Source organism: Dolichospermum sp. UHCC 0315A (genome assembly GCF_008121535.1).
Lineage (GTDB): Bacteria > Cyanobacteriota > Cyanobacteriia > Cyanobacteriales > Nostocaceae > Dolichospermum > Dolichospermum lemmermannii.
In genome coordinates, this window is record NZ_CP043056.1 from 1,739,253 (window position 1) to 1,759,800 (window position 20,548).

Here is a 20,548-nt window from a genome sequence, read left to right on the forward strand (position 1 = left end):
CCAGTGGCAATGGAATCAAATGTACTAACGGGCGCAACTGTAGACAACCAAGATATAAGTGAATACGTTGCTCATCTACAAATGCACATGGCACTACAAGCTCGAAATCTGGTTCCCAACTTGGTTCCCAACTGCAAACAAGTAATTTCAGATAGTCGTCAACAATTACTTCATCAAACCCAAGCCGACTTTGAAAAATTCGCTTCTCGCCAAGGTCTATAGATTTAAAAGTATTTTGAGTAGAATTATCCTAGAATAGAAGCAGGTATTGTGGTTTTCACCCCAAAGGTATAATCACGGTTTCTGCTTTTTATATTTTTTTTACGTGGTCACTTAAAAAAATCACTCTTTGGGAGCAAGACCTAAGAGAAAAAAAGCCGTTAAAATGATTGCAGCATCACATCACCAATCCTATTTTTTAAAGGTTAAATGGCGGCTTGAATCAACATGACTTCACTACTCCCTCGAAACCTCAGCGTTGTTATCCGACCAGTCCAACATAGGGATTTGGACGGAATTGATTGCTTAACTCAAGAATCATTGTCCCATCTTTCTCCCCAAGAGGCTGGTGCGGCCATGCGGCAAATGCAATGGCTACGACGCTGGTATGGGTTACTCAAATTCTTAAGTTGGTTTCCCAACCCATTACAATATCGCTTCTGGGGCTATGTTGCCGAACAGGGACGGATACTACTGGGAATGATTCAAGTATCACCATTTAACCGAACCCGCAGCACTTGGCGAATTAATCGGGTGATGTTAGCAGGGACTGGCGACAGAATGGGAGTAGGTTCACAACTACTGCGCCATTGCTTTGAATCAATTTTAGAAGCGCGAACATGGATACTAGAAGTTAATATCAATGACGTTGATGCCTTAGCACTGTATCGCCACAATGGATTTCAACGGTTAGCAGAAATGACATACTGGGAAATTAGTCCCCAGTTATTAGCGGAATTAATTCAAACTGAACCAGATTTACCCAACCTCTTACCGGTGAGTAATGCTGATGCTCCGTTGCTATATCAACTGGATACAGCATCAATGCCACCTTTGGTAAGGCAAGTATTTGATCGACACACCCACGACTTTAAAACGACTTTGTTTGGGGCTATTATTGATGCTCTCAAGCAGTGGATGACAAAAACTGAAGTTGTGAGTGGTTATGTCTTTGAACCCCAGCGGAAAGCAGCCATTGGTTATTTTCAGGTGCAACTTGATCGCACAGGTGAAAATCCTCATGTAGCAACTCTTACAGTTCATCCGGCTTATACTTGGTTGTATCCTGAATTATTGTCTCAATTAGCCCGCATTGCTCAAGATTTTCCTCAACAAGGATTACAATTAGCTTCTTCAGACTATCAACCAGAAAGAGAAGAATATTTAGAGCGGATTGGGGCTAAACGCAAAGAACATACCCTGATCATGTCTCGCTCAGTTTGGCATAAACTGCGAGAATCGAAATTTGTCTCCTTAGAGGGGATTCAGTGGCAGGAAATGTTACAAGGACTACAACCAACCCGGAAACCTATCCCTGGGGGGATGTCATGGATGCCGCAAACTCAGCAGGTGCATCCAGAAAGGGCTATACCAATGCAGTCAGAAATTGTGGCTTCTACTCATCAAAATCCTAACATGGATATACCCTGTCCATCAGATTCAGCCGCAGATGAATCCCAGGAGCAACAATAGCGTGATCTCTCAACAGCAATCAAAATCATTTATTTCCGCTTTGGGTGTGGATGTTGGTAGTAAACGCATCGGTTTAGCTGGATGTGATGGGACTGGGTTAATTGCCACGGGTATAACGACAATTGAGCGCAAGTCTTTTATCGAAGATGTAGAGAAAATTCAGCAAATAGTCAATGAGCGACAGGTACAAATTCTCGTTGTTGGTTTACCTTATTCAATGGATGGTACTATCGGGTTTCAAGCCCGTCATGTCCAGAAATTTGCGGCTAGATTGGCGGATGCGCTGAAACTTCCTTTAGAATATATGGATGAACGATTAACTTCTTATCAAGCGGAACAACTGATAATAGCTGAGAATCGCTCCCCATCAAGGAATAAGGGTTTAATTGATCGCAAGGCTGCTGCATTGATTTTACAACAATGGCTAGATGCTAGACGGAGTTCGGTACAGAGATCGGTAGCATTTACCGATGAGTGATCCCTTTTAAATGGTATTCTAAAAACTATTACAGATCATTTATTTGATCTTAATGATTTCAGTGTCTTTAGACCTGAGAGCGTCAGTTGGATCTCTCAATTTATGGTTGACATCGGCTGTCATTTAGCGGTTCAATGATTTCCATATATAAGAGTATTGTTACAGTTACATAATTCAGCTATGTATTCATCTCCACTTCCTGAAGACAATGATCACGATTCCGAAAGTTCTCTGATTTTAACAGATGAGCTAAAACGGACACTAGAATGTTACATTGAGCATACGCTCGATGTAGAGGGGGAAAAATATGTTCTCCTTCTGCCTATAGATGCACCAATAGAAATTTTTGCTTGGCAAGTTGATGGCGACGAAGAAGAAGCCGTCTTGGTGGAAGATGATGAGATCATTGACGAAATTTTCGGCACTGCTCAAGCGGTTCTTTCTGAGCAAAACTTGATTCTCAAGAATACTGCTTATGCCTTAACTGTAGCAGGTGAGTTGCCTCCTGAAGATGAATCAAAATTCTTTACTTTAGAACTTGAAGATGAAGAAAACGGTTTAGAACCAGAGCAATTAATGGAAATTGCCACTTTTTATCATGATGAACAGGAGTATGCAATTTATACTCCCCTTGATCCCCTGCTCTTTTTTGCGAGAATGACTAAAACGGGTGAACCAGAATTACTTTCCCCCGAAGAGTTTCGTAAATTTCAACCCCTCTTAGAAGAACATCTGTTTAATGAGCTGGATTAATTGGTAATTGGTAATTGGTAATTGGTGATTGGTAATTTAATTAATTACTGTTGCCTTTTACCTTTTGCCTTATTCAAAAATCTAAATTTAGTTAGAGTTTGCTTAATAAATCTAAACTTCAAATTTTTCTTTCTGACTCCTGACTCCTGAATGGGCTTAGTCCCTGCGCCCCTACCTCCTAGCCTTCACAAAAAATTATGACTCGCAACCATCTATTAGAGCCTAACTTGATTTTATCAGGTTCAGTATTAACGCTGACACCAGGTGTCATCCAACAATATGGGCTGAAAGGGCTAGTATTAGATGTGGATGAAACTTTAGTACCCATGACAACGAGTTCTACTTTCCCAGAATTGCAAGCATGGGTGGCAGAAATTCGGATTTGTACAGCACTATGGTTAGTTAGTAATAATTTAAGTGAAGCGCGAATTGGTGGTATTGCCCGTTCTCTAAATTTACCTTATTACTTGGGTGCGGCCAAACCCTCCCGGCGGAAAATTCGGGCGGCGTTGCAAGAAATGAATTTACCTGCACATCAAGTAGGTATGGTAGGCGATCGCTTGTTTACTGATGTTTTAGCCGGTAATCGCTTGGGAATGTTTACAATTTTAGTCGAACCAATCATCCATCCCGATTTTACAGCCCTCCGTTCCCATCCTATCCGCAATATTGAAGTTTGGATATCTGAGATATTAGGCGCATCTATTACAATTAAAAATTAAAAATTGTCAGCGAAAATTAAAAAATCTCGGCACGTCTGGGGTGTTTCTAAATTCGAGATTGATAAACAATTACGTAAATCTAAGGATAAGTATCAATTACCTGCTAAGTTATGGGATTCAACCCTCTACGATGTAATTGATGATATCCACTTGGTTCAGGCTGCTTGTGTCGAAAAGGTGATGAAATCTTTGGGTCAATCGTTCCAATCATTCCCATCTAAAAAAGGGGTTTTACAACTTACATTAGAAAGTCGTGAATGGTTGGAACACCCCAAACTTTGCACATTGATGAGAAAGTTTTGGTATCGAGGTCACACAAAAGTTTGTAACCAAATTATTCTTAGGGCTTTTGATACTAAATTAGATAGCAAAGGCGTGGTGTGGTTGCGTTTTGGAGGGTTAACTCCATGTAAAACCCTCAAGCTACCAACGACTTTACCGACGGAAGTAAAATGTCAGTTAAGGCTAATCAAGCGTAATTGCAGATGGGAAATACATTACACGACTGACATTGAAAAAGCTGAAAAAAAGACTCAAGGTAAAATAATTGGATGTGACAGAGGCTACACAGAAGTGTATGCCACATCTTCTAACGATGGTGCTAGATTTTTAGGCAATAATTTCGGTAAAATCCAAACAGAAGAGACTGATTATAGAACAGCGAAACAAGTTAAACGCAACAAAATTAGGTCAGTTTTTAATAAATCTATCGCCGGGGGAAACAGTGCTAAAGCTGATAGGATTAAACGGAATAACCTTGGTAAAATCAAGTGGAATAATCGGGAAACATCCTTTAAAGGTAGGATTAAAACAATCGTTTTTACAGCCACCCATGACTTGATGTTAAATGCAATCAAGGTAGCTTTTGAAGATTTGACGGAAGCAATAAAAAGCAAAAAACCCCTGAAAAAACGCATGAAGAGAAATGTTTCTTCATGGTGCAAGGGGATAATTGCGGATGCTCTCAAACAAGTTTCAACCCGTGTAGGTTGCACGGTTGTTAGTGTGAATTGTGCATATACGTCACAACTTGACTCCAGATTTGCTACCTTAACGGGTAGTAGAAATGGTGACAAGTTTACCGGACATGATGGGGTCGTGATGCACTCAGATACTAACGCTGCTGACAACATTCTAGCAAGAATGAGTGATGTTGAAATCACTCGATACATGAAACATTCCGATGTAAAAGTAATCTTGCTAGAACGGACGCAGAAGTTTCGGGACTCCATAGTAATGGAACCTGAGGCGATAACGGGCAAGGATAAGCCCCAGACTCTAGAACCTAAAAGCTCTCCTTACGAGTAAGGTCAATCAGAGAGCGAATTATCAGCAATTAACGCTGTTTGACCAAGGTTAAACTACGTTATTTGTGTATCTCGAGGATCTCAATTACTTACTTAGGGCTAACTTTATCAATCACCTTGATTTTACCATCATCACCCACAGTCCAGACATCATAAGTACCAATGACATCACCATTAGCGTCAACATCTACATCACCGCTTGCGCCTTGATAATTAATCTGTTTGCCTGCTTTAAGTAGCTTCAATCCTTCACAAACATCACTAACTGGTGTACCCTTACCAGCAGAGACTTCCCGAATTTTACCAGCAATAGCAACCCCTGTATTTTCCTTCGCAGCTTGAGCGGCTAATACCAACAAAGCCGCAGCGTCCCAGGTTTGAGGTGCGTATTCTCCAGGAGAACCGCCTTTTTTCTCTTTCCAAAGTTTATTAAAGTTTTCCAAACCTGGACCACTAGAACCAGGAACTGTCCCAATTGCCCCGGATAAAATATACTTACCATCACTAGCTTTGCCTACTTGATCAGGGAAAGTAGGGGATTTTACGCCGTCTGTAAGTAAAATTTGTACGCCTTTAGTGACACCTTGCTGATAAGCAGCTTTGAGGAATAAACTCCCAGTTTCCGCATATAACACCCCTAAAACCGCATCTGGTTTGCCAGCAAAAGCCGCAGTTGCTTCTGTATCAAAAGTTTGAGCTTTGGGATCATAGCGAATAGGTTTATCTTTATTAATTACTGTTCCCCCTAATTTTTCAAAAGTTTCCACAAATGCTTTTTCAAAACCTACACCATAGTCATTGTTAATAACTACTGTGGAAACTCGTTTAAAACCTTTTTTCTTAGCAAGTTGGGCTAAAGCCAATGCTTGGTAGGTATCTGGGGGAGCAGTCCGCGCCCAAAAGCCCTTAAAGTCGCCTTTTTTAGCTTTGTCGGTAAATACAGGACTGGTGCTACCAGGAGAAATCAGCATGACTTTATTGGGTACAGCCACAGAAACCGCCGCAGTGGAAACGCTACTAGCAAAAGAACCGACTACACCACCGACTTTATCTAAAGTCGCTAATTTGGTCATTCCCGCAGCACCGGCTTTAGGGTCTGTTTGGTCGTCTACTTGTACTAAACTGACTTTTTCACCATTCACACCCCCACAAGCGTTAACTGTGTCTACCAGTAAGGGAACTGAACCAACCATTTGTTGTCCAATAGAAGCCAAGTCACCAGTTGTTGGTAATAAACTCCCGATTTTCAGTCCTTTAGTATCACTGGTTGTAGTGGTAGCTGTTGGGGAGGTGGTACTATTTCCGGTAGATGATGAAGGATTAGGATTTTCACAAGCGGCTAACAAGAAACCACTGGCTAGGGTAGCTAGACTCAAGGCTAGGGAAATACGAATTTTTGCCATAGTTAATCACACAGATATTTAGAAAACTTGATGTAGATATATTTACATCAAGCCTTTAAATCGCAGATTATAACATCCTCACACTATTATTGGTTTTAAATTATAAGGAAGAACGCCGAAAACCCTTGAAAATGTGGCTGACTGAGTCAGCCACATTTGGGCTTTAGACAAGGGATGAAGGCTAGTACCGCAGGGCGGAAGTCAAAAGTCAAAAGTCAAAACTAATATACAGTAGGCTTTTTGGCGATTGAATATGGTTGCTTTATTTACGCCGTGATGTACTAGTTGCTTTCCTTTATCCTGCATTGACGTTAATTTGAAAATTTGAAATAATTTTAAATTTTAATCCATATTCGTGATAGAATTAAATTGTCACTAAAGACATAAAAAGCTACCGAAGAACTCTCGGAAGGTTACGCTTGTCAGATATGATTTCGCCCGCCAAGGCAAACGAAATCAGGGCAAGAACCCAAATATTTAAGGAACCCTGCCTGAAACTGGGATAACTGAGGGATATAGACTGAAACTCTCTATAGAATCTCCGCGTCTAAAGACGCGGAGAGTGTCAATCAAACCATAACTTTTTCACCAGATTGAGGAGCAATTACCTGGGTTGTTAAATTGTTTTTTTCCAGTAATGTGCGAAATTCTTCTACAGTTCCCTTAGCTTGCAGGAATTTTACCAGTAGTCCTGCAAACAAAATATCCCCTCCGGCTGCGGTAGGGAGCATAAATCGAGGTTTTACCGATTTTGCTACTTCTAGGGCGCTATTCATGCCTTTGATAATCGGACCGAGTAGGGGTAAACTCAAATCAATGATTGGTGTAATGACTACGTCAATGGGTGCTATTTCTTGGAGTTGGGGGGAATGATAACCATGAGGTTCATAATACAGTGTGGAATTATTTGCTAAATCTTTAAGCAGATAGCCGTTTTCTAATAAGGTTGGTCCAATGGGAGAACCGGGAACAGCTTTGATTTCTATTTGATGATTTAAGGTGAAGGTTTCACCATGATTGAGACTGATGATTTGTTGATAACCCAGTTGTTTGACAACTTTAGCCGCATTGGGGGAAGCGACAACGGGGATATTTTTGTTAAGCTGTTTTAAGGTGGGTGGGTGTGCGTGATCTTCTAATCCTTGAGAAAGCAAAATTAAGTTTATATTATCTGGTATTGACCGATCTTGAGTCCGAGAACCTTTAAATAACCAATCTAAGTTATTAAAGGTTAAATCACCAATTAACCAGGGGTCAATTAGTATCCGCTGTTCACCAATTTCAATCAACCAACTATTACTATCTAACCAAGTAAGGTTCATAATTACAGAAAACGCCATATCCATAATCTAATTATACACAAGACGTAGGGGTTTAGCATTGCTAAACCCCTACAATCATTGACGTTTTACGAGCGATAAATCTATATGATTTAAGCTCTTCAAGAGATAGTTTTGTCTAAGAATAAGTACCATTGCTAAACAACTTGCCTTCATCTTTACGTCTGTTAACTAACCCTTGATATACTATACCATTGCTACCATATATCCAGCGATTTAACTCATCGGGGACTTGATCGTATTGTTTAGCATTTAGTTTCGTAAGAAGGTCTGATGTTTGAAAATTTCCAACTCCAACATTGAAAGACAGTTGTCTATTGTCCCGCTAACATTTGTAGAAGTTTGTCCGCATTATGTAAATTACCAACCATGCGCCGAATTGGATGAGGCCAAACCTTAACTAAAGTAGGAGTAGCAGAAACTTGATCAATTTCTGCCTGTTCTGGATTGGTGAGGACATCAATGACTTTGAGAGTATAAGGATATCCTAGCGATCGCTCTAATGATTCGTGCAGGTTTTGTAAAATTTTTTCTGTAGTCGCACTATGACCAGCCACAAACAAGCGCAAAACAAAGCCTGGGGGACCTGGGATCTTTTGTAGCACTGGTTGTGTATTAATGACTGGTTGCTGGTACTGTGAGGGAGAATCAGCCAAATCCAAACGCACAATTAAATCATGATCTTGCCAAAGTTGAGGAAATGTAGAGCGATAAGTTGATAATACCAAGCGATCGCACAAACCATCTTGCCAAGGTGCTGATTGCCACACCAAATCCCCCGTCTCAAAAATCGCATTCAACACAGCTTGATGACGCATTACTGCTGGATAAGCCTCCGCAAAGATTTGTACTTGTTGAGTTCGAGGATTTAACCAGTGATCAATAGTTGCAGTATAACAAGGAACTAAAAAATGTGGCGGCTCTGGTAAGTCGAGGATTTCCTGCAAAGCCGCACATAAATGTAAATGCCATCGTCCTTGTTTACTAGGGTCAATACAATAAATTAAATCCCCTCCAGGCGTAAACAAAGCAATACCCTTAAACAACTGGGGTTTAGATAATTTGTCTAAATTCAACTTAGTCATTGGTCAGTTGTCAGTTGTTAATTAAACACGACCTCGGAGGAATTGCGCCATTTCGTTAGGAGTTGGCGACATTTCTAACGCCGTTTCCTCAGTAATCCGGCCTTCTTGGTAAAGATTGAGCAATGACTGATTCATTGTCACCATGCCATCAAAACCAGCTTGTTTCATTAACTCCGCAATCTCATCATACTTGCCATCCTTCACCCATTCCTTAACAGCCTCAGTATTAATGAGAATATCGTGGAAAGCCGCCCGTTTACCATCTGTAGTGCGGCATAAACCTTGAGCAATTACAGCTACTAAAGATTCTGCAAGCGCTATCCGCATAGCTTCCTGTTCTTCACCTGAATACAAATTGAGAATCCGTTCAACAGTTTTGACCGCACTATTCGTGTGCAGAGTTCCCATCACCAAGTGACCCGTTTGTGCCGCCTTCAGTGCCGTATTCACCGTTTCCTTATCCCGCATTTCCCCCACCAGAATTAAATCTGGATCTTCCCGCAAAGCTGCTTTTAAAGCATTATCAAATTTGCGGGGGTGCATTCCCACTTCCCGCTGTTTAACTAAAGACTTACGACTTTGGTGGACAAATTCTACCGGATCCTCAATCGTAATAATATGTTTAGCCATCTCCCGATTAATATAATCAACCATTGCTGCCATTGTCGTCGATTTACCTGAACCAGTTGGACCTGTTACTAAAACCAAGCCTTTGTGACTATGACAAATATCTCGAAAAACTGGTGGTAAACGCAATTGCTCCATAGACAGAATTTTGAGAGGAATTAACCGCAGTACCATGGCATAACCGCGCAGGGAATCAAACACATTAATCCGCACACGGGCAAAATCGTACTGAGTTGCACCATCAAATTCTAAATGTTCTTGAAACCTTTGAATTTCAGAATCAGAGAGAATCTCCCGCAACCATCCCATAAAAGTCGGTTTATCAGCTTCGGGATAACCTGTAGTGAGAATTTCCCCCCGGTTGCGGAAGCGGGGTATTTCACCCACTCCCAAGTGAACATCAGAGTAACCCTCATCAAATGCTTCCTGGATAAGCTGTACCAATGTCCGTTCTAAAGGTTCATCTGTGGGCGCATTTAAATTAGGAAATATTGGTGGTGGTGTAGTAATTATTGGCGGTGCTGGTGCGTTCATTTCTAAATTTGCCGACTGATGCTGTATTTTTACTTTTGGCAAGGGTGGCGGCATTCTGAATGTTTGTGATTCTGTCATATATCTTCACTTTTGTTAATTGGTCAGTTGTCAGTTGTTAGTTGTTAGTTGTCAGTGGAAAATATTTTCCTTCTGTTCCCTGTCCCCTGCTTCCTGCTTCCTACTCCTCCTGCCTCTGTTATGCAGTCTTCTTAGTGGGTTATTCACCAATATACATATTTTTTAACACATACTGATTATCCTTGGTCTTTCATAGGATTTACGTAATATATTAGCAACTAATAATACAGGATAATTAAGGATAAAGAGGCGGGGCAAAGTGAAAGAAATTAAGAATTACCCATCATCTACAATCTGTTTTGATCACTTTTTGATAAATTATGAGAAATAATATCGTTTTTTATAAGAAATGTTAAGCATCTGGGTAATCAGATTGCGGGGATCAATATCTGCTTCTCATCTATCCTTAGTCTATATTTCTCAAGGCATAGACCAAAACTCGTTTCCCTACCTGTGGGTATATGTGAATTCTTATTCATAAGTAGAAAAAATCAACTGTAAACTTTAGTAAAGAAATGCTCATTTTGGAGCTAAGGTTTTATATACTAAATTTCACTGAAACAAAATCAGTTAATTCGCTTTCGAGTGATAAACAACTGAAATTTAAACTTGCTGTGTATTAGGAGGAAAAGTCATGGTTTCTGCTCAAAGCTCTAATCTAGTTCAGACCGACTCCTTATTAATGATGAAAAGCTTTTTAATCTGGACATTTACATTGGCAGTGTGCTTGTTAGTCATCGGCTTTCCATTGGTTGTATTGATGGCTACAGTTGGCTGTCTATTGTCCATTGTTTTACAATCTGTGATGCCGGCTAGTGCCGTGTTAATTGTGGCAGGTGGTTTAGTAATGTTTAATGTTATGGCAGTATTAATTGCTGCTGGAGTGCTAACAGCTAAAGGTATTCATCCTACGCAAATAAAATGGTTAAGTTGGTTGCATGGTAAAGCTGAAAAAGCCCAAACCACTGTTTATGCAGCTTGTCCTTTAACTTGTGAAATTAACCAATAATTATCATTAGCTAACACCCGACAAAAAGTACATCTGCCCGGTTTATCCGGGTTTTTTAACTTACCTTTGGGGGTTAAAGTCCCCTGCTTCTACAAGCAGCGGGTTTTGCGTCGGGGTAAAATCCCCGTTGCAAAACGTAATTCTAAATTCTGCATTCTTTTAACCCACATTCCGCACCCCAAACTGTCACAGATCAAAAAAGCCCTTAAAGTAGTACATAATAACTAAAGTCAATTCAAAAATTAAGATGCTTAATGAGAATAAGTAGCATTAAAAGGGACGTGGTGTGATAAAGTGAAACTTGGTAACAAAAGAAAAAAATGAATTGATAACCAAATAAGAAATAATTGATGACAACAGAAGTATTAGAGGAAACTGTTGTGAAATTAAAATCTCAAGAAATAGAAATTGAGAACATAGACCATCTAGGGATAGTAGCAGGAATCATAGATTCAATCGGAATAGTAGAAATAATAAATGAATTAATAGGAGTCGAAAAAGACGAAAAAGTAAATGCAGGTCAAGTAGTAAAAGCCATGATAATAAACGGATTAGGATTTGTGTCGAAACCCTTATATATGTTTCCCCAATATTTTGAAACAATCGCCTGTGAGCATCTAATAGGAACAGGAGTAAAACCAGAATATCTTAACGACGATAAATTGGGGAGAGTCATGGATAAACTGTTTATAAAAGGCTTAGATACAATCTTTTTTATCATAGCCTTAAAAGCTGCTCAAAAATTTGGAGTATCACTATCAACATCACATCTAGACTCATCATCAATGCACGTGCATGGGCAGTATAACACTAGCTTACCATTCGTAATATTTGAGAGTCAAAAAGTAGGAAATAACCAAGAATTAGAAGAATTAGCAGTAAAATCACCAAAAGAAATAACCATCACCTACGGTTATTCTCGTGACCATCGTCCAGACTTAAAACAGTTTATCATAGAAATGATATGTTCAGGAGATGGAGACATCCCAATATTTTTAAAACTAGCATCGGGAAACCAAGCTGACTCATCATGTTTTGGTAAAATAGCAGTAGAATATCACAAACAATTAGAAGTTAATAGTCTCATAGTAGCTGACTGCGCCTTATATACAGAATCAAACCTGAAAATGATGTCAGATTTACAGTGGTTATGTCGAGTACCATTAAGCATAAAAACAGCAAAATCATTAATATCAACAATACCAGAATCAGAATTGATTGATAGTGCAATACCAGGATATAAATTAGCATCAAAAACCGAAAATTATGCCGGAATAGAACAGAGATGGCTAGTATGACATTTTTGGTGATTTACTGTTTCTCAAATGCCTTTTTTCACTTTATCTGTTTGTTTTGATGCTCCCTTTGATTTTCATCTCCGTAATTTCCCTCTGTAACATTTTGGGGTGCGGAATATGGGATCTAGGTTTCCACTTAGCAGAAATTGTTATGTTCTCACCAGTTTTAGGGTTACGTCCTTCTCTTTCATCAAGAAATCGGACTGAAAAAGTCCCAAACTTTAATAAGTTGACAGAAAATTTCTGAGTTAGACTTATTTGAATGTATTTGACAAAAGCACTGAGAACAGATTCAACTGTATTTTTTTGCAGTCCAGTTGATGTTTGAATATATTCAATTAATTGAGCGTTCATCGGCGTATTCTTAGGGTAAATTGTTAAGCTTTACCAGATTGTAACTTATTATTTAGTTGTGGCACTAAGGTCAAAAATTAAGCATTTATCAATTTCTTCTTGACTCATATCTTTGTTGAATAATGCGGCTCGTTTTGTCTTACCTTGTGCGTTCGTAGAAATTGAGTAAATCTTCATTCTCTTTGATTGTCCTGGCAAAAAATAAGGCTGATATTTATCAGAAATATTGCCTAAATTAATCCACTCAAGAGTTTTTTGATTATAAGCCTGTAGCTTAAAATAAGTTTTGCCATTGTACTCATCAATAATCCCCCTGACTTGAATTTCTTGCCCCGTCCATTTTTTCTGAACTTGGGGAATACCAATTTTATCTACCCCATAAACTACTAATGTTTGGGTTTCTTTTTCTGGGATGTTTTTAAGTTCAGTCACAATCTCATCTCCAAATATCATAAAAGCTAAACCGGCATCTCCAGTTTCCGCTTGATGTGCTATTCTCCAATAAGCCGCAGCCCAAGAACGTGGATCATAAGTTTTTCCGTCTGGACTGGTTTTTGCAAATATTTTCTCTTTACTATTTTTAGTTGCCTGTGCAATCTGCCTAATCATTATTGTACTGCCATCGTTTTGCACTTTCCATTTGATAGCTCTACCAATAGCTTCTCTGTAAGCTGCACGATGAGCAAGAGCATAATCCAATTGTTCCTGAGAAGGTTCAATATCACTGAAAAGAACTTTTTCGTAAGCTCTCAAATCACCATCAAAAAATTTAGGTTCTCCCCAATAGCCATTAACTAATTTTACCAGTCTAGAAATTGTATCTTGTGAATCTTGATTAACTGCACAAGGTCTTTTTGCGTAGCAATCATCATCTTTAAAATCCTTTAACCAGGGGGCTTCAGCTTCTATTTCGTCTAAGAATCTCTTAACCGCATCCAATCCATTTTTATTATTGGGATATGCAGACTTTAAACTATCAACAGCAATTTGTACTTGTTGAGATAGAAAATCAATAACGGTCATTTCCTCGTTTTCTTTTTGTTCACCACCGGCAGGAATTAATAAAACTTTATCCTCCGCATTGGCAGCTTTTGCTCTAGCCAATAAACTGGCCACAATCCCAGTCATGTCATTCATGGAGTTAAGGGCTATTTGTTGAAGATTCCCCTGTAATGCCATTTTGGGAAATTTCTTCGTGGCTGTACAAAATCACCAGAAATCATAAAGGAAGAAAGTAAATTTGTTCCTTTATGACTTGGCTATCCTACTAAATTCTTCCCCATTTGTGACTAAAGCAACTAATAGGAGATTCTCCGATCACTTCCAAGAACCTTTTTATGTTATTGTTAGTGCTGCTAACTCCAGACCCAGTTCCTCTTACGGGAATAAAAAGTCTGTAAAGATCGCCACTGTGCTTTTGAATTGTTACTTTCAGTCCTAAGAATTGTGAAAGTTGAGAACGTAAAAACTCCGTACTTTTGGGGTCAAATCCTTGAGTGTTAAAGTAAATTCCCTTCTCATGCCAATTTCCATCATCCATGTACCATCTCAAAATTAAATCTTTTGTCAAAACTAAATTTTGCGGGACAATCTTTTTTCCTTCTGGATACCATTTAGCTCTTAACTCTGTAAAAAGCTTGTTAGATGGAGTTCTAAATGAGACACGGTGATATGATTTCTGTGTTCTTTTATCATAATCATAAATGTCATATACCCTTAACTTGCAAGCAGCAAATGACTCTGTACTTTGTACAAGCCATTGACCGTACTCTTCATGTTTGGTAGCAAAGTTAAAAGTAGCGTCTCGATTACAGTCTTTTCCTGTTATAAAAATACTTCCATCACCAAGTAAATGACCTTGAATTAAGTCCATTTCTGTTTTGATGGATTCTATTAACAGTAAGTCACTTTGAGGATATTTCCGACGCTGATGACCAAACTTTTTTACAAATTCGCGGTATCCGCAGTTTTCCCGATTGATTTCACTGTAGTTTTGACTGTATTGAGTATAGTCAAGTAAACTCAGTTGCTCATATTGTGCTATTTGTGCCATAATAATCTTGCTCCCATGTTGGGCAAACAACTAACGGAGTAGCCGTCTTGATTGAGTGTTACCGCACTCTTTCAAGGCGCATTTATTATTCATATTGTACACTATTTTATTCAAATTATGTAACTTTAATAAATTAATCTTACAATTTAGTTAACTTATATGGATTAAATGACGTTGGATCTTTTTCTATAGTTGGAACTTCCCCAACACAAAAAAAGAAACTACAGTATTTTTAATAGCATCAAAAAATGCTCTTGGTAATGAAATGCCTTTTAATATAAATGTTGATAGTAAACTTTCGGCTATTTTACCAAGCACATTGACAACATCTAAATTAGTTGGTGTTGGTACTGGTGTGATTGCACCATAATTACTCACAACACTTCTAAACTGTGATTTTAGATTATCTTGAGCATAGTTAGCTTGGTCTTTGAATTCAACCAACTTTTTACCCTGTGTAAATAGCCTTCTTATACCTACCATAGTAGGACGAATGGCTTTACTTTTTAGGAATTTGATTATATCTAGTTTGCCTTTATTTTCTTGTCTGGCCTCTGCCTTGGCTGCTTTAGATTCATCCTTACCAAATATCGTTTCTTTAATTTGCTGAAGTATATTATTCAATTCTTCTTTGAGTTTGTTAAATAATCCTAGAAATACATTTACTAAATTGTCGTTGTCTTGTGGAAAGTCAGTTATGGCTTCAGAAAAGTTCTGTTCAGTTTTTTCTCTAACTGCAATAAAATGATTCCTGACTTCTTGGGGTACAGGATCTTCTTGTTCATCAAATTGGGACATTAAATTGTCATAAGCAGCTAATACTTGTGCCTTCAAATCATCAACTTTATCTTGAAACCAATTTTTATTAGTCTCTTCGATGCTTTTGATTCTTAGAAAAATATCATCACTGTTATTTGTATAATTACTTTTGACAATATTTCCCCAATTCATAAATAAATTATTTACTTCTACTGCTGCTGTGTAATCGTCCGGTTTAGTAGCTTGACCAGCAAGTAAATCTAATTTATTCTCTCCTGATGCTTGGGGATTATCGTGAACTTTTGAATTAACTACTTTATTCACACCATAACAAGATTGCAAAATCTCAGTTGCAGCGAAACCAACCTCTTGATCTAATTCCTGTTCGGAGAAAAAATTTAAAATTCCTTTTATATCAGGAAGATTGTCTTTTGAATAAACAATAGGGTTTAATCCATCAAACCAATCCTCTTTTTGTTGCAAAGCCTGAACGACATCATCGGGAACTTTCAACCCACCTTTATTAATCCAAATGCCGTCTGATATTTGATTTAATAATTCTTCTGGTGTCATAGTTTTATAGAATAACTATTTATGTATTATAACATAATGCTGAAAATTATTAACACTATAACAGTGGAATTTACCGATAATTAAATAATGTTAGTTAACAATGCCTTCACCAAAGTCCTGAAACCCTATTGATATCGTCACGATTTTATTGGCTTTCCGTTAGATCATTATTAAGATTATTTCCTAATAAGCGGAAGTATTATCAACAGAGTGAGAGAGCTATGCGCCTTATTCTATGGGTATCTTAACTATTTTTGTCATCCTGTCAGGTATTGTTACATAAGACTATAATATGCGATTGGCATAGCTTTTATCTCTTTCACTACTTTCGGATCACTACCTAAATTTGCATAACGGACGATAAACCTGTTGATAGAACTCTAGGAATCACTCAGAGCAGTAGCAATAATGCCAATACGCTCTTCTGATTCAGAAATGTAGTTATAACAGGTGTCACTGTGAACAAAAAGTTATTACAATTTATTCATCAAAGTCCTAGTCAGCTAGAATTTGGTTCTGTAAAATATCGGCTCATGAAGCCTGAATCTGGGTGCGGTTTGACTGATGAACAGGCTGATTGGGCGATCGCTCAATATATATGTTTTTTGATGTTGTTCTGGCTCTATCCTAATACCAATTATTTTGTTCCTAGCCAACTTATAGATCGCGTTTGGCATTGCCACCTGCTAGATACTCAAAAATACATGAAAGATTGTCAATTATTATTTGGCTCTTATATACATCATTTTCCCTCCTACTTTGTTAAAACGAACCACAGAGGCACAGAGGACACAGAGAGAAGAAAATAATTGAGTATGATTTTTAAAATATACTCTGTCTTGCTCTCTGCGCCTCTGCGAGAGAAAACAATTACTTCAAATTCAAAGTAACTTTCTGTAAATTACCTGTGAACGCAAACGGTACTTGATAAGTTTCCACAATCGGAGTACCTGTATCTCGACCGACATCAAAAGTTTCATTTAAAGCCAAACGGTAGGGTAAAGTTTTTTCAATTCGACCCTCAGCCACCTGTTGATCATTAATGAATAACTTCCCATTTCCACCAGCACCAACTCCACCACCGTCATAATCAAAATTAAATTTGATTGTTGATTTACCTGGAGCTAATTTTTCAGAAGATTGAATAATGTAGCGTTCTGAATTAGCAAAGTTGTAAACGTAAGTTGGTTTACTATCTTCGAGGAAAAATCCCCAACCAGCAAAACGTCCTCCTTGGGTTAATAGAACACCTTCTGCACCACTTTCTGGAATTTCCACATCAGCCGTAATGCTAAAAGATTTATTTTTCAGACTTGGGGCGCTACCTTCGGGAATACTAACTGCACCAGAATAATAAGTAAAAGTTGTGTGTCCTGCGGCTGGGGAAGGACGACTTTGGACATCAAAACGTTCAGAAAGGCGATCATCTAATGGTAAAACTTTGTGTTTACGCGCTTCTGATAAAAATAACTTTTGCAGTTTTTCCAGTTTTTCTGGATTTTCAGATGCTAGGTTATTTGCTTCGCTGAAATCTTCCTCAATGTTGTATAGTTCCCAATGATCTTTCTCAAAGTCAGCATTAATTGTACCTTGCCAAGGTAATCGAGGATGACGAGCCGCAGCTACCCATCCATTATTATAAATAGCCCGGTTTCCGAACATCTCAAAATACTGAGTTTTACGCTCAGAAGCAGCTTCAGGATCATCAAATGTGTAAACTAGGCTAGTACCTTCAATCTTCTGTTGTTTCACTCCATTAACTTTTGTAGGTGCAGTAATTCCCGCAGCTTCAAAAATAGTTGGCGTAATATCAATGACATGATGGAATTGGCTGCGAAGTCCGCCTTGATCTTTAATGCGATCGCCCCATGCAATAATTAAGGGGTTACGAGTGCCACCAAAATGAGAAGCTATTTGCTTTGTCCATTGGAAGGGAGTTGTACCAGCCCAAGCCCAAGCTGCATGATAATGATTAAAGGTTTTGGGACTACCTAAATCATTTAAAGAAGCTAACAGTTGTTCTCGACTTTCGGGTACTTTATTGAAAACTTTTAATTCATTGACGCTACCTGCTAAACCACCTTCTGCACTAGCACCGTTATCACCAACAATGTAGAAAACTAGGGTATTGTCTAATTCCCCGATTTGGTCAATGGCATTAATTAATCTTCCTACTTCATGGTCTGTATATGCTAAAAATCCCGCAAATACTTCCATTTCATGGGCATAGATTTTTTGATCATCTGGAGATAAGGAATCCCACGCTGGTAATTCTTTCGGACGGGGAGTAAGTTGGGCATTAGCAGGAATTACACCCAATTGTTTTTGCCGGGTAAAGGTTTCTTCTCGTAATTTATCCCAGCCTTGATTAAACTTGCCTTGATACTTGTCTATCCAGACTTTAGGAGCGTGATGAGGTGCATGGGTAGCACCGGTAGCCAAATAGGTAAAGAAAGGCTTATCGGGGGCTATAGACTGTTGAGAATGAATCCAGCTAATGGCATGATCTACTAAATCTGGAGTCAAATGGTAATCAGGATTATTAGTTGGTGGTGCAATCCGCTTGGTATTTTCGACTAAAGCCGGACTCCATTGGTTAGTATCACCACCCAAAAAGCCGTAAAAATACTCAAATCCTAACCCTGTCGGCCAGCGGTCAAAGGGTCCAACCGCACTAGTTTCATAATCTGGTGTATTGTGCCATTTACCAAAAGCTGCGGTGTTGTAACCGTTTTGCTGTAATACTTCCGCTACAGTAGCTGCACTCTTAGGTAAAATAGTTGTGTAACCAGGAAAACCAGATGCTAACTCTGCAACTACACCTGTACCCACTGAATGATGATTGCGTCCAGTTAATAAAGCTGCTCTGGTAGGTGAACAAAGGGCTGTAGTGTGGAATTGGTTGTAACGTAAGCCTTTTTCAGCTAAATGAGTCAAATTCGGAGTTTCTATAGCACCACCAAAGGTACTTGCTTGACCAAAACCCACATCATCCAATAATACTAATAGTACATTGGGGGCTTTTTCAGGGGCTTTAATTGGTGCGGGAAAATCCGGTGTTGATTCTTGATAAGTTATACCGATTTTACCTTGGAAAGATGGTGGATTAATCGGTAATACTTTTCCTGTATCTGCTAGTGCGGGGCTAGTAGTGATGAGGAAAATGATGGAAAGAGATAATGTGAGCGCTCGCAAAATTAAATTTAACATATTTTTTCTCACGCAGAGACGCGGAGGCACAGAGAGGAATTAAGAGAGTGTTCTTTAATTCAGGTTTTTTACTAATCGAAAGCCGATATGAGTTGTTCCGGTATCGGGAGATTCTGATTCTCGTGCTGCTGGACGGTAGCTGCTACAATAGTTTGGCGCACATAGGTAAGAGCCTCCTTTGATGACATGAAGGGCAGTTTCTGTTGGTTTTTTGGGGTCAAAACTTTTATTTGGTCCAGTGGGGTTGACGCTGTGGGCTTTGTTGTCATGTCCTAAACTAAACCAGTCGGAAGTCCATTCCCAAACGTTGCCCGTCATGTCGTAAAGTCCATAACCATTGGCTGGAAAAGAGCCTACTTTTGCTGTTCCTACATAACCATCGGCTTTGGTATTAAAAAAGGGAAAGATTCCCTGCCAAGTATTGGCTTTTTTGGCAGAATATTGATTACCCCAGGTATAAGTTGCGCTGTCTAATCCACCACGAGCGGCGTATTCCCACTGTGCTTCTGTTGGTAGTAATTTTTCTGCCCATTGGGCGTAGGCTAGAGCATCTTCGTAGGCAATATGCACAACTGGATAGTTTTCTTTCTCTGTAATGCTGCTATCAGTCCCAAAAGGATGCTGCCAATTAGCACCGGGTGTCCAATGCCACCAACTGAGAAGTTGAACTTGCTTAATGCCTTGTTTTGGCATTTGAAATACCAGAGAACCTGGTAATCTCTGCTCATCTGGTAAGTCGGGAAATTGTTCTTTTGATAACGGGCGTTCTGCAACTGTTACATAGTTTGTAGCATTGACAAATTCAGTAAATTGGGCGTTTGTTACCTCATATTTGTCAATGCAGAAGGAGCTAACTGTGACGTTTTCTCCTGTTCGCTCTTCCTCAAAACCAGAATTATCCGCTCCCATTTTGAATGTACCTCCAGAAATCATTACCATTCCTGGAGAGCAAGTATTAACAGTAGCGGCTAATGCTGGTAGATTGGTGAATAGTGATATGAGTACAACTACTTGAATTAGTAGCAATATTAAAAACCGCATTTTTCGTTGTATTAAGCTCCTGAGCGATCGCTTGTAGAATCACTGGGAGGTTCATCTTTACTACTTCTACAACTGATCAAGTTATCTTGATCAAGATTATTAGCAGCAAATACATATACTGGACTAAAGATGAAAATTGAAGCAGTGATTAGTAAAATTACTTGCATACCTCATGGATTTATTTTTCAAAAATTTGTTCGCGTAGCATACTGGAAAAAACTTTTAACTTGTG

At 38.9% G+C, this 20,548-nt stretch carries 21 protein-coding genes; 9 read left to right on the forward strand and 12 right to left on the reverse strand.

Annotated features, from left to right (window positions below; genetic code table 11):
- Positions 1–9 precede the first annotated feature (9 nt).
- The 6 genes from BMF77_RS08295 to BMF77_RS08320 all read left to right on the forward strand — a co-directional run bounded on the left by BMF77_RS08295 (position 10) and on the right by BMF77_RS08320 (position 4,953).
- Positions 10–222: a hypothetical protein gene (locus BMF77_RS08295; RefSeq protein ID WP_148762039.1), complete on the forward strand. Its 213-nt coding sequence runs from the start codon at positions 10–12 to the stop codon at positions 220–222.
- A gap of 225 nt (positions 223–447) precedes the next feature.
- A complete protein-coding gene (locus BMF77_RS08300) occupies positions 448–1,692 on the forward strand; it encodes a GNAT family N-acetyltransferase (protein WP_148762041.1) in 1,245 nt (414 codons plus the stop codon).
- The gene (gene ruvX / locus BMF77_RS08305; RefSeq protein ID WP_148762043.1) at positions 1,670–2,170 is read left to right on the forward strand and encodes a Holliday junction resolvase RuvX; all 501 of its coding nucleotides are present in this window, start codon (positions 1,670–1,672) and stop codon (positions 2,168–2,170) included. The genes BMF77_RS08300 and ruvX overlap by 23 nt, the downstream gene beginning before the upstream one ends.
- A 180-nt stretch (positions 2,171–2,350) precedes the next feature.
- Complete coding sequence (locus tag BMF77_RS08310; protein WP_015080827.1) at positions 2,351–2,923, forward strand: DUF3727 domain-containing protein; 573 nt, start codon at positions 2,351–2,353, stop codon at positions 2,921–2,923.
- A gap of 197 nt (positions 2,924–3,120) precedes the next feature.
- Complete coding sequence (locus BMF77_RS08315) at positions 3,121–3,645, forward strand: YqeG family HAD IIIA-type phosphatase (protein ID WP_015080826.1); 525 nt, start codon at positions 3,121–3,123, stop codon at positions 3,643–3,645.
- A gap of 3 nt (positions 3,646–3,648) precedes the next feature.
- Positions 3,649–4,953, forward strand: a complete 1,305-nt coding sequence (locus BMF77_RS08320; protein ID WP_233467158.1) for an addiction module component — start codon at positions 3,649–3,651, stop codon at positions 4,951–4,953.
- Between the two features lie 88 nt (positions 4,954–5,041).
- Here the strand turns inward: BMF77_RS08320 and BMF77_RS08325 are convergent, their stop codons facing one another.
- The 5 genes from BMF77_RS08325 to BMF77_RS08345 form a co-directional block, all read right to left on the reverse strand.
- On the reverse strand, positions 5,042–6,355 hold the full coding sequence (locus BMF77_RS08325; RefSeq protein WP_148762045.1) for an ABC transporter substrate-binding protein: 1,314 nt from the start codon (positions 6,353–6,355) through the stop codon (positions 5,042–5,044).
- Between the two features lie 569 nt (positions 6,356–6,924).
- Complete coding sequence (locus BMF77_RS08330) at positions 6,925–7,677, reverse strand: MBL fold metallo-hydrolase (RefSeq protein ID WP_148766862.1); 753 nt, start codon at positions 7,675–7,677, stop codon at positions 6,925–6,927.
- A gap of 136 nt (positions 7,678–7,813) precedes the next feature.
- Entirely contained in the window at positions 7,814–8,005 is a 192-nt protein-coding gene (locus tag BMF77_RS28940) for a glycoside hydrolase family protein (RefSeq protein WP_148766864.1), read from the reverse strand.
- A 4-nt stretch (positions 8,006–8,009) separates the two neighbouring features.
- Complete coding sequence (locus BMF77_RS08340) at positions 8,010–8,780, reverse strand: circadian clock KaiB family protein (RefSeq protein ID WP_148762047.1); 771 nt, start codon at positions 8,778–8,780, stop codon at positions 8,010–8,012.
- 21 nt (positions 8,781–8,801) lie between these two features.
- Positions 8,802–10,019: a type IV pilus twitching motility protein PilT gene (locus BMF77_RS08345; protein ID WP_148762049.1), complete on the reverse strand. Its 1,218-nt coding sequence runs from the start codon at positions 10,017–10,019 to the stop codon at positions 8,802–8,804.
- Between the two features lie 634 nt (positions 10,020–10,653).
- Here BMF77_RS08345 and BMF77_RS08350 point away from each other — a divergent pair.
- Together BMF77_RS08350 and BMF77_RS08355 are read left to right on the forward strand one after the other, a co-directional pair.
- Positions 10,654–11,028 carry a hypothetical protein gene (locus BMF77_RS08350; protein ID WP_148762051.1) on the forward strand — a complete coding sequence of 125 codons (375 nt, stop codon included), beginning with the start codon at positions 10,654–10,656 and terminating at the stop codon, positions 11,026–11,028.
- A 350-nt stretch (positions 11,029–11,378) separates the two neighbouring features.
- Entirely contained in the window at positions 11,379–12,326 is a 948-nt protein-coding gene (locus BMF77_RS08355) for an IS1634 family transposase (protein WP_246863094.1), read from the forward strand.
- 42 nt (positions 12,327–12,368) lie between these two features.
- Here the strand turns inward: BMF77_RS08355 and BMF77_RS28945 are convergent, their stop codons facing one another.
- From BMF77_RS28945 to BMF77_RS08375, 4 genes are all read right to left on the reverse strand, one after another.
- The gene (locus tag BMF77_RS28945; RefSeq protein ID WP_148762053.1) at positions 12,369–12,680 is read right to left on the reverse strand and encodes an HU family DNA-binding protein; all 312 of its coding nucleotides are present in this window, start codon (positions 12,678–12,680) and stop codon (positions 12,369–12,371) included.
- Between the two features lie 48 nt (positions 12,681–12,728).
- A complete protein-coding gene (locus tag BMF77_RS08365; RefSeq protein ID WP_210422316.1) occupies positions 12,729–13,859 on the reverse strand; it encodes a hypothetical protein in 1,131 nt (376 codons plus the stop codon).
- An 88-nt stretch (positions 13,860–13,947) separates the two neighbouring features.
- Entirely contained in the window at positions 13,948–14,733 is a 786-nt protein-coding gene (locus BMF77_RS08370) for an endonuclease (RefSeq protein WP_148762055.1), read from the reverse strand.
- A 186-nt stretch (positions 14,734–14,919) separates the two neighbouring features.
- Positions 14,920–16,065 (reverse strand): hypothetical protein, encoded by a 1,146-nt coding sequence (locus tag BMF77_RS08375; RefSeq protein WP_148762057.1) that lies wholly within the window; start codon positions 16,063–16,065, stop codon positions 14,920–14,922.
- A 458-nt stretch (positions 16,066–16,523) separates the two neighbouring features.
- Here BMF77_RS08375 and BMF77_RS08380 point away from each other — a divergent pair, with 458 nt between their 5' ends.
- Positions 16,524–16,874, forward strand: coding sequence for a hypothetical protein (locus BMF77_RS08380; protein WP_148762059.1), 351 nt, complete (start codon positions 16,524–16,526; stop codon positions 16,872–16,874).
- Positions 16,875–16,935: 61 nt separating this feature from the next.
- Here the strand turns inward: BMF77_RS08380 and BMF77_RS08385 are convergent, their stop codons facing one another.
- The 3 genes from BMF77_RS08385 to BMF77_RS26600 are packed head-to-tail and all read right to left on the reverse strand — an operon-like array spanning position 16,936 to position 20,483.
- Positions 16,936–19,275 (reverse strand): arylsulfatase, encoded by a 2,340-nt coding sequence (locus BMF77_RS08385; RefSeq protein ID WP_148762061.1) that lies wholly within the window; start codon positions 19,273–19,275, stop codon positions 16,936–16,938.
- Between the two features lie 54 nt (positions 19,276–19,329).
- Positions 19,330–20,316 (reverse strand): formylglycine-generating enzyme family protein, encoded by a 987-nt coding sequence (locus BMF77_RS08390; RefSeq protein WP_148762063.1) that lies wholly within the window; start codon positions 20,314–20,316, stop codon positions 19,330–19,332.
- An 11-nt stretch (positions 20,317–20,327) separates the two neighbouring features.
- On the reverse strand, positions 20,328–20,483 hold the full coding sequence (locus BMF77_RS26600) for a hypothetical protein (protein WP_168204415.1): 156 nt from the start codon (positions 20,481–20,483) through the stop codon (positions 20,328–20,330).
- Positions 20,484–20,548: the final 65 nt, after the last annotated feature.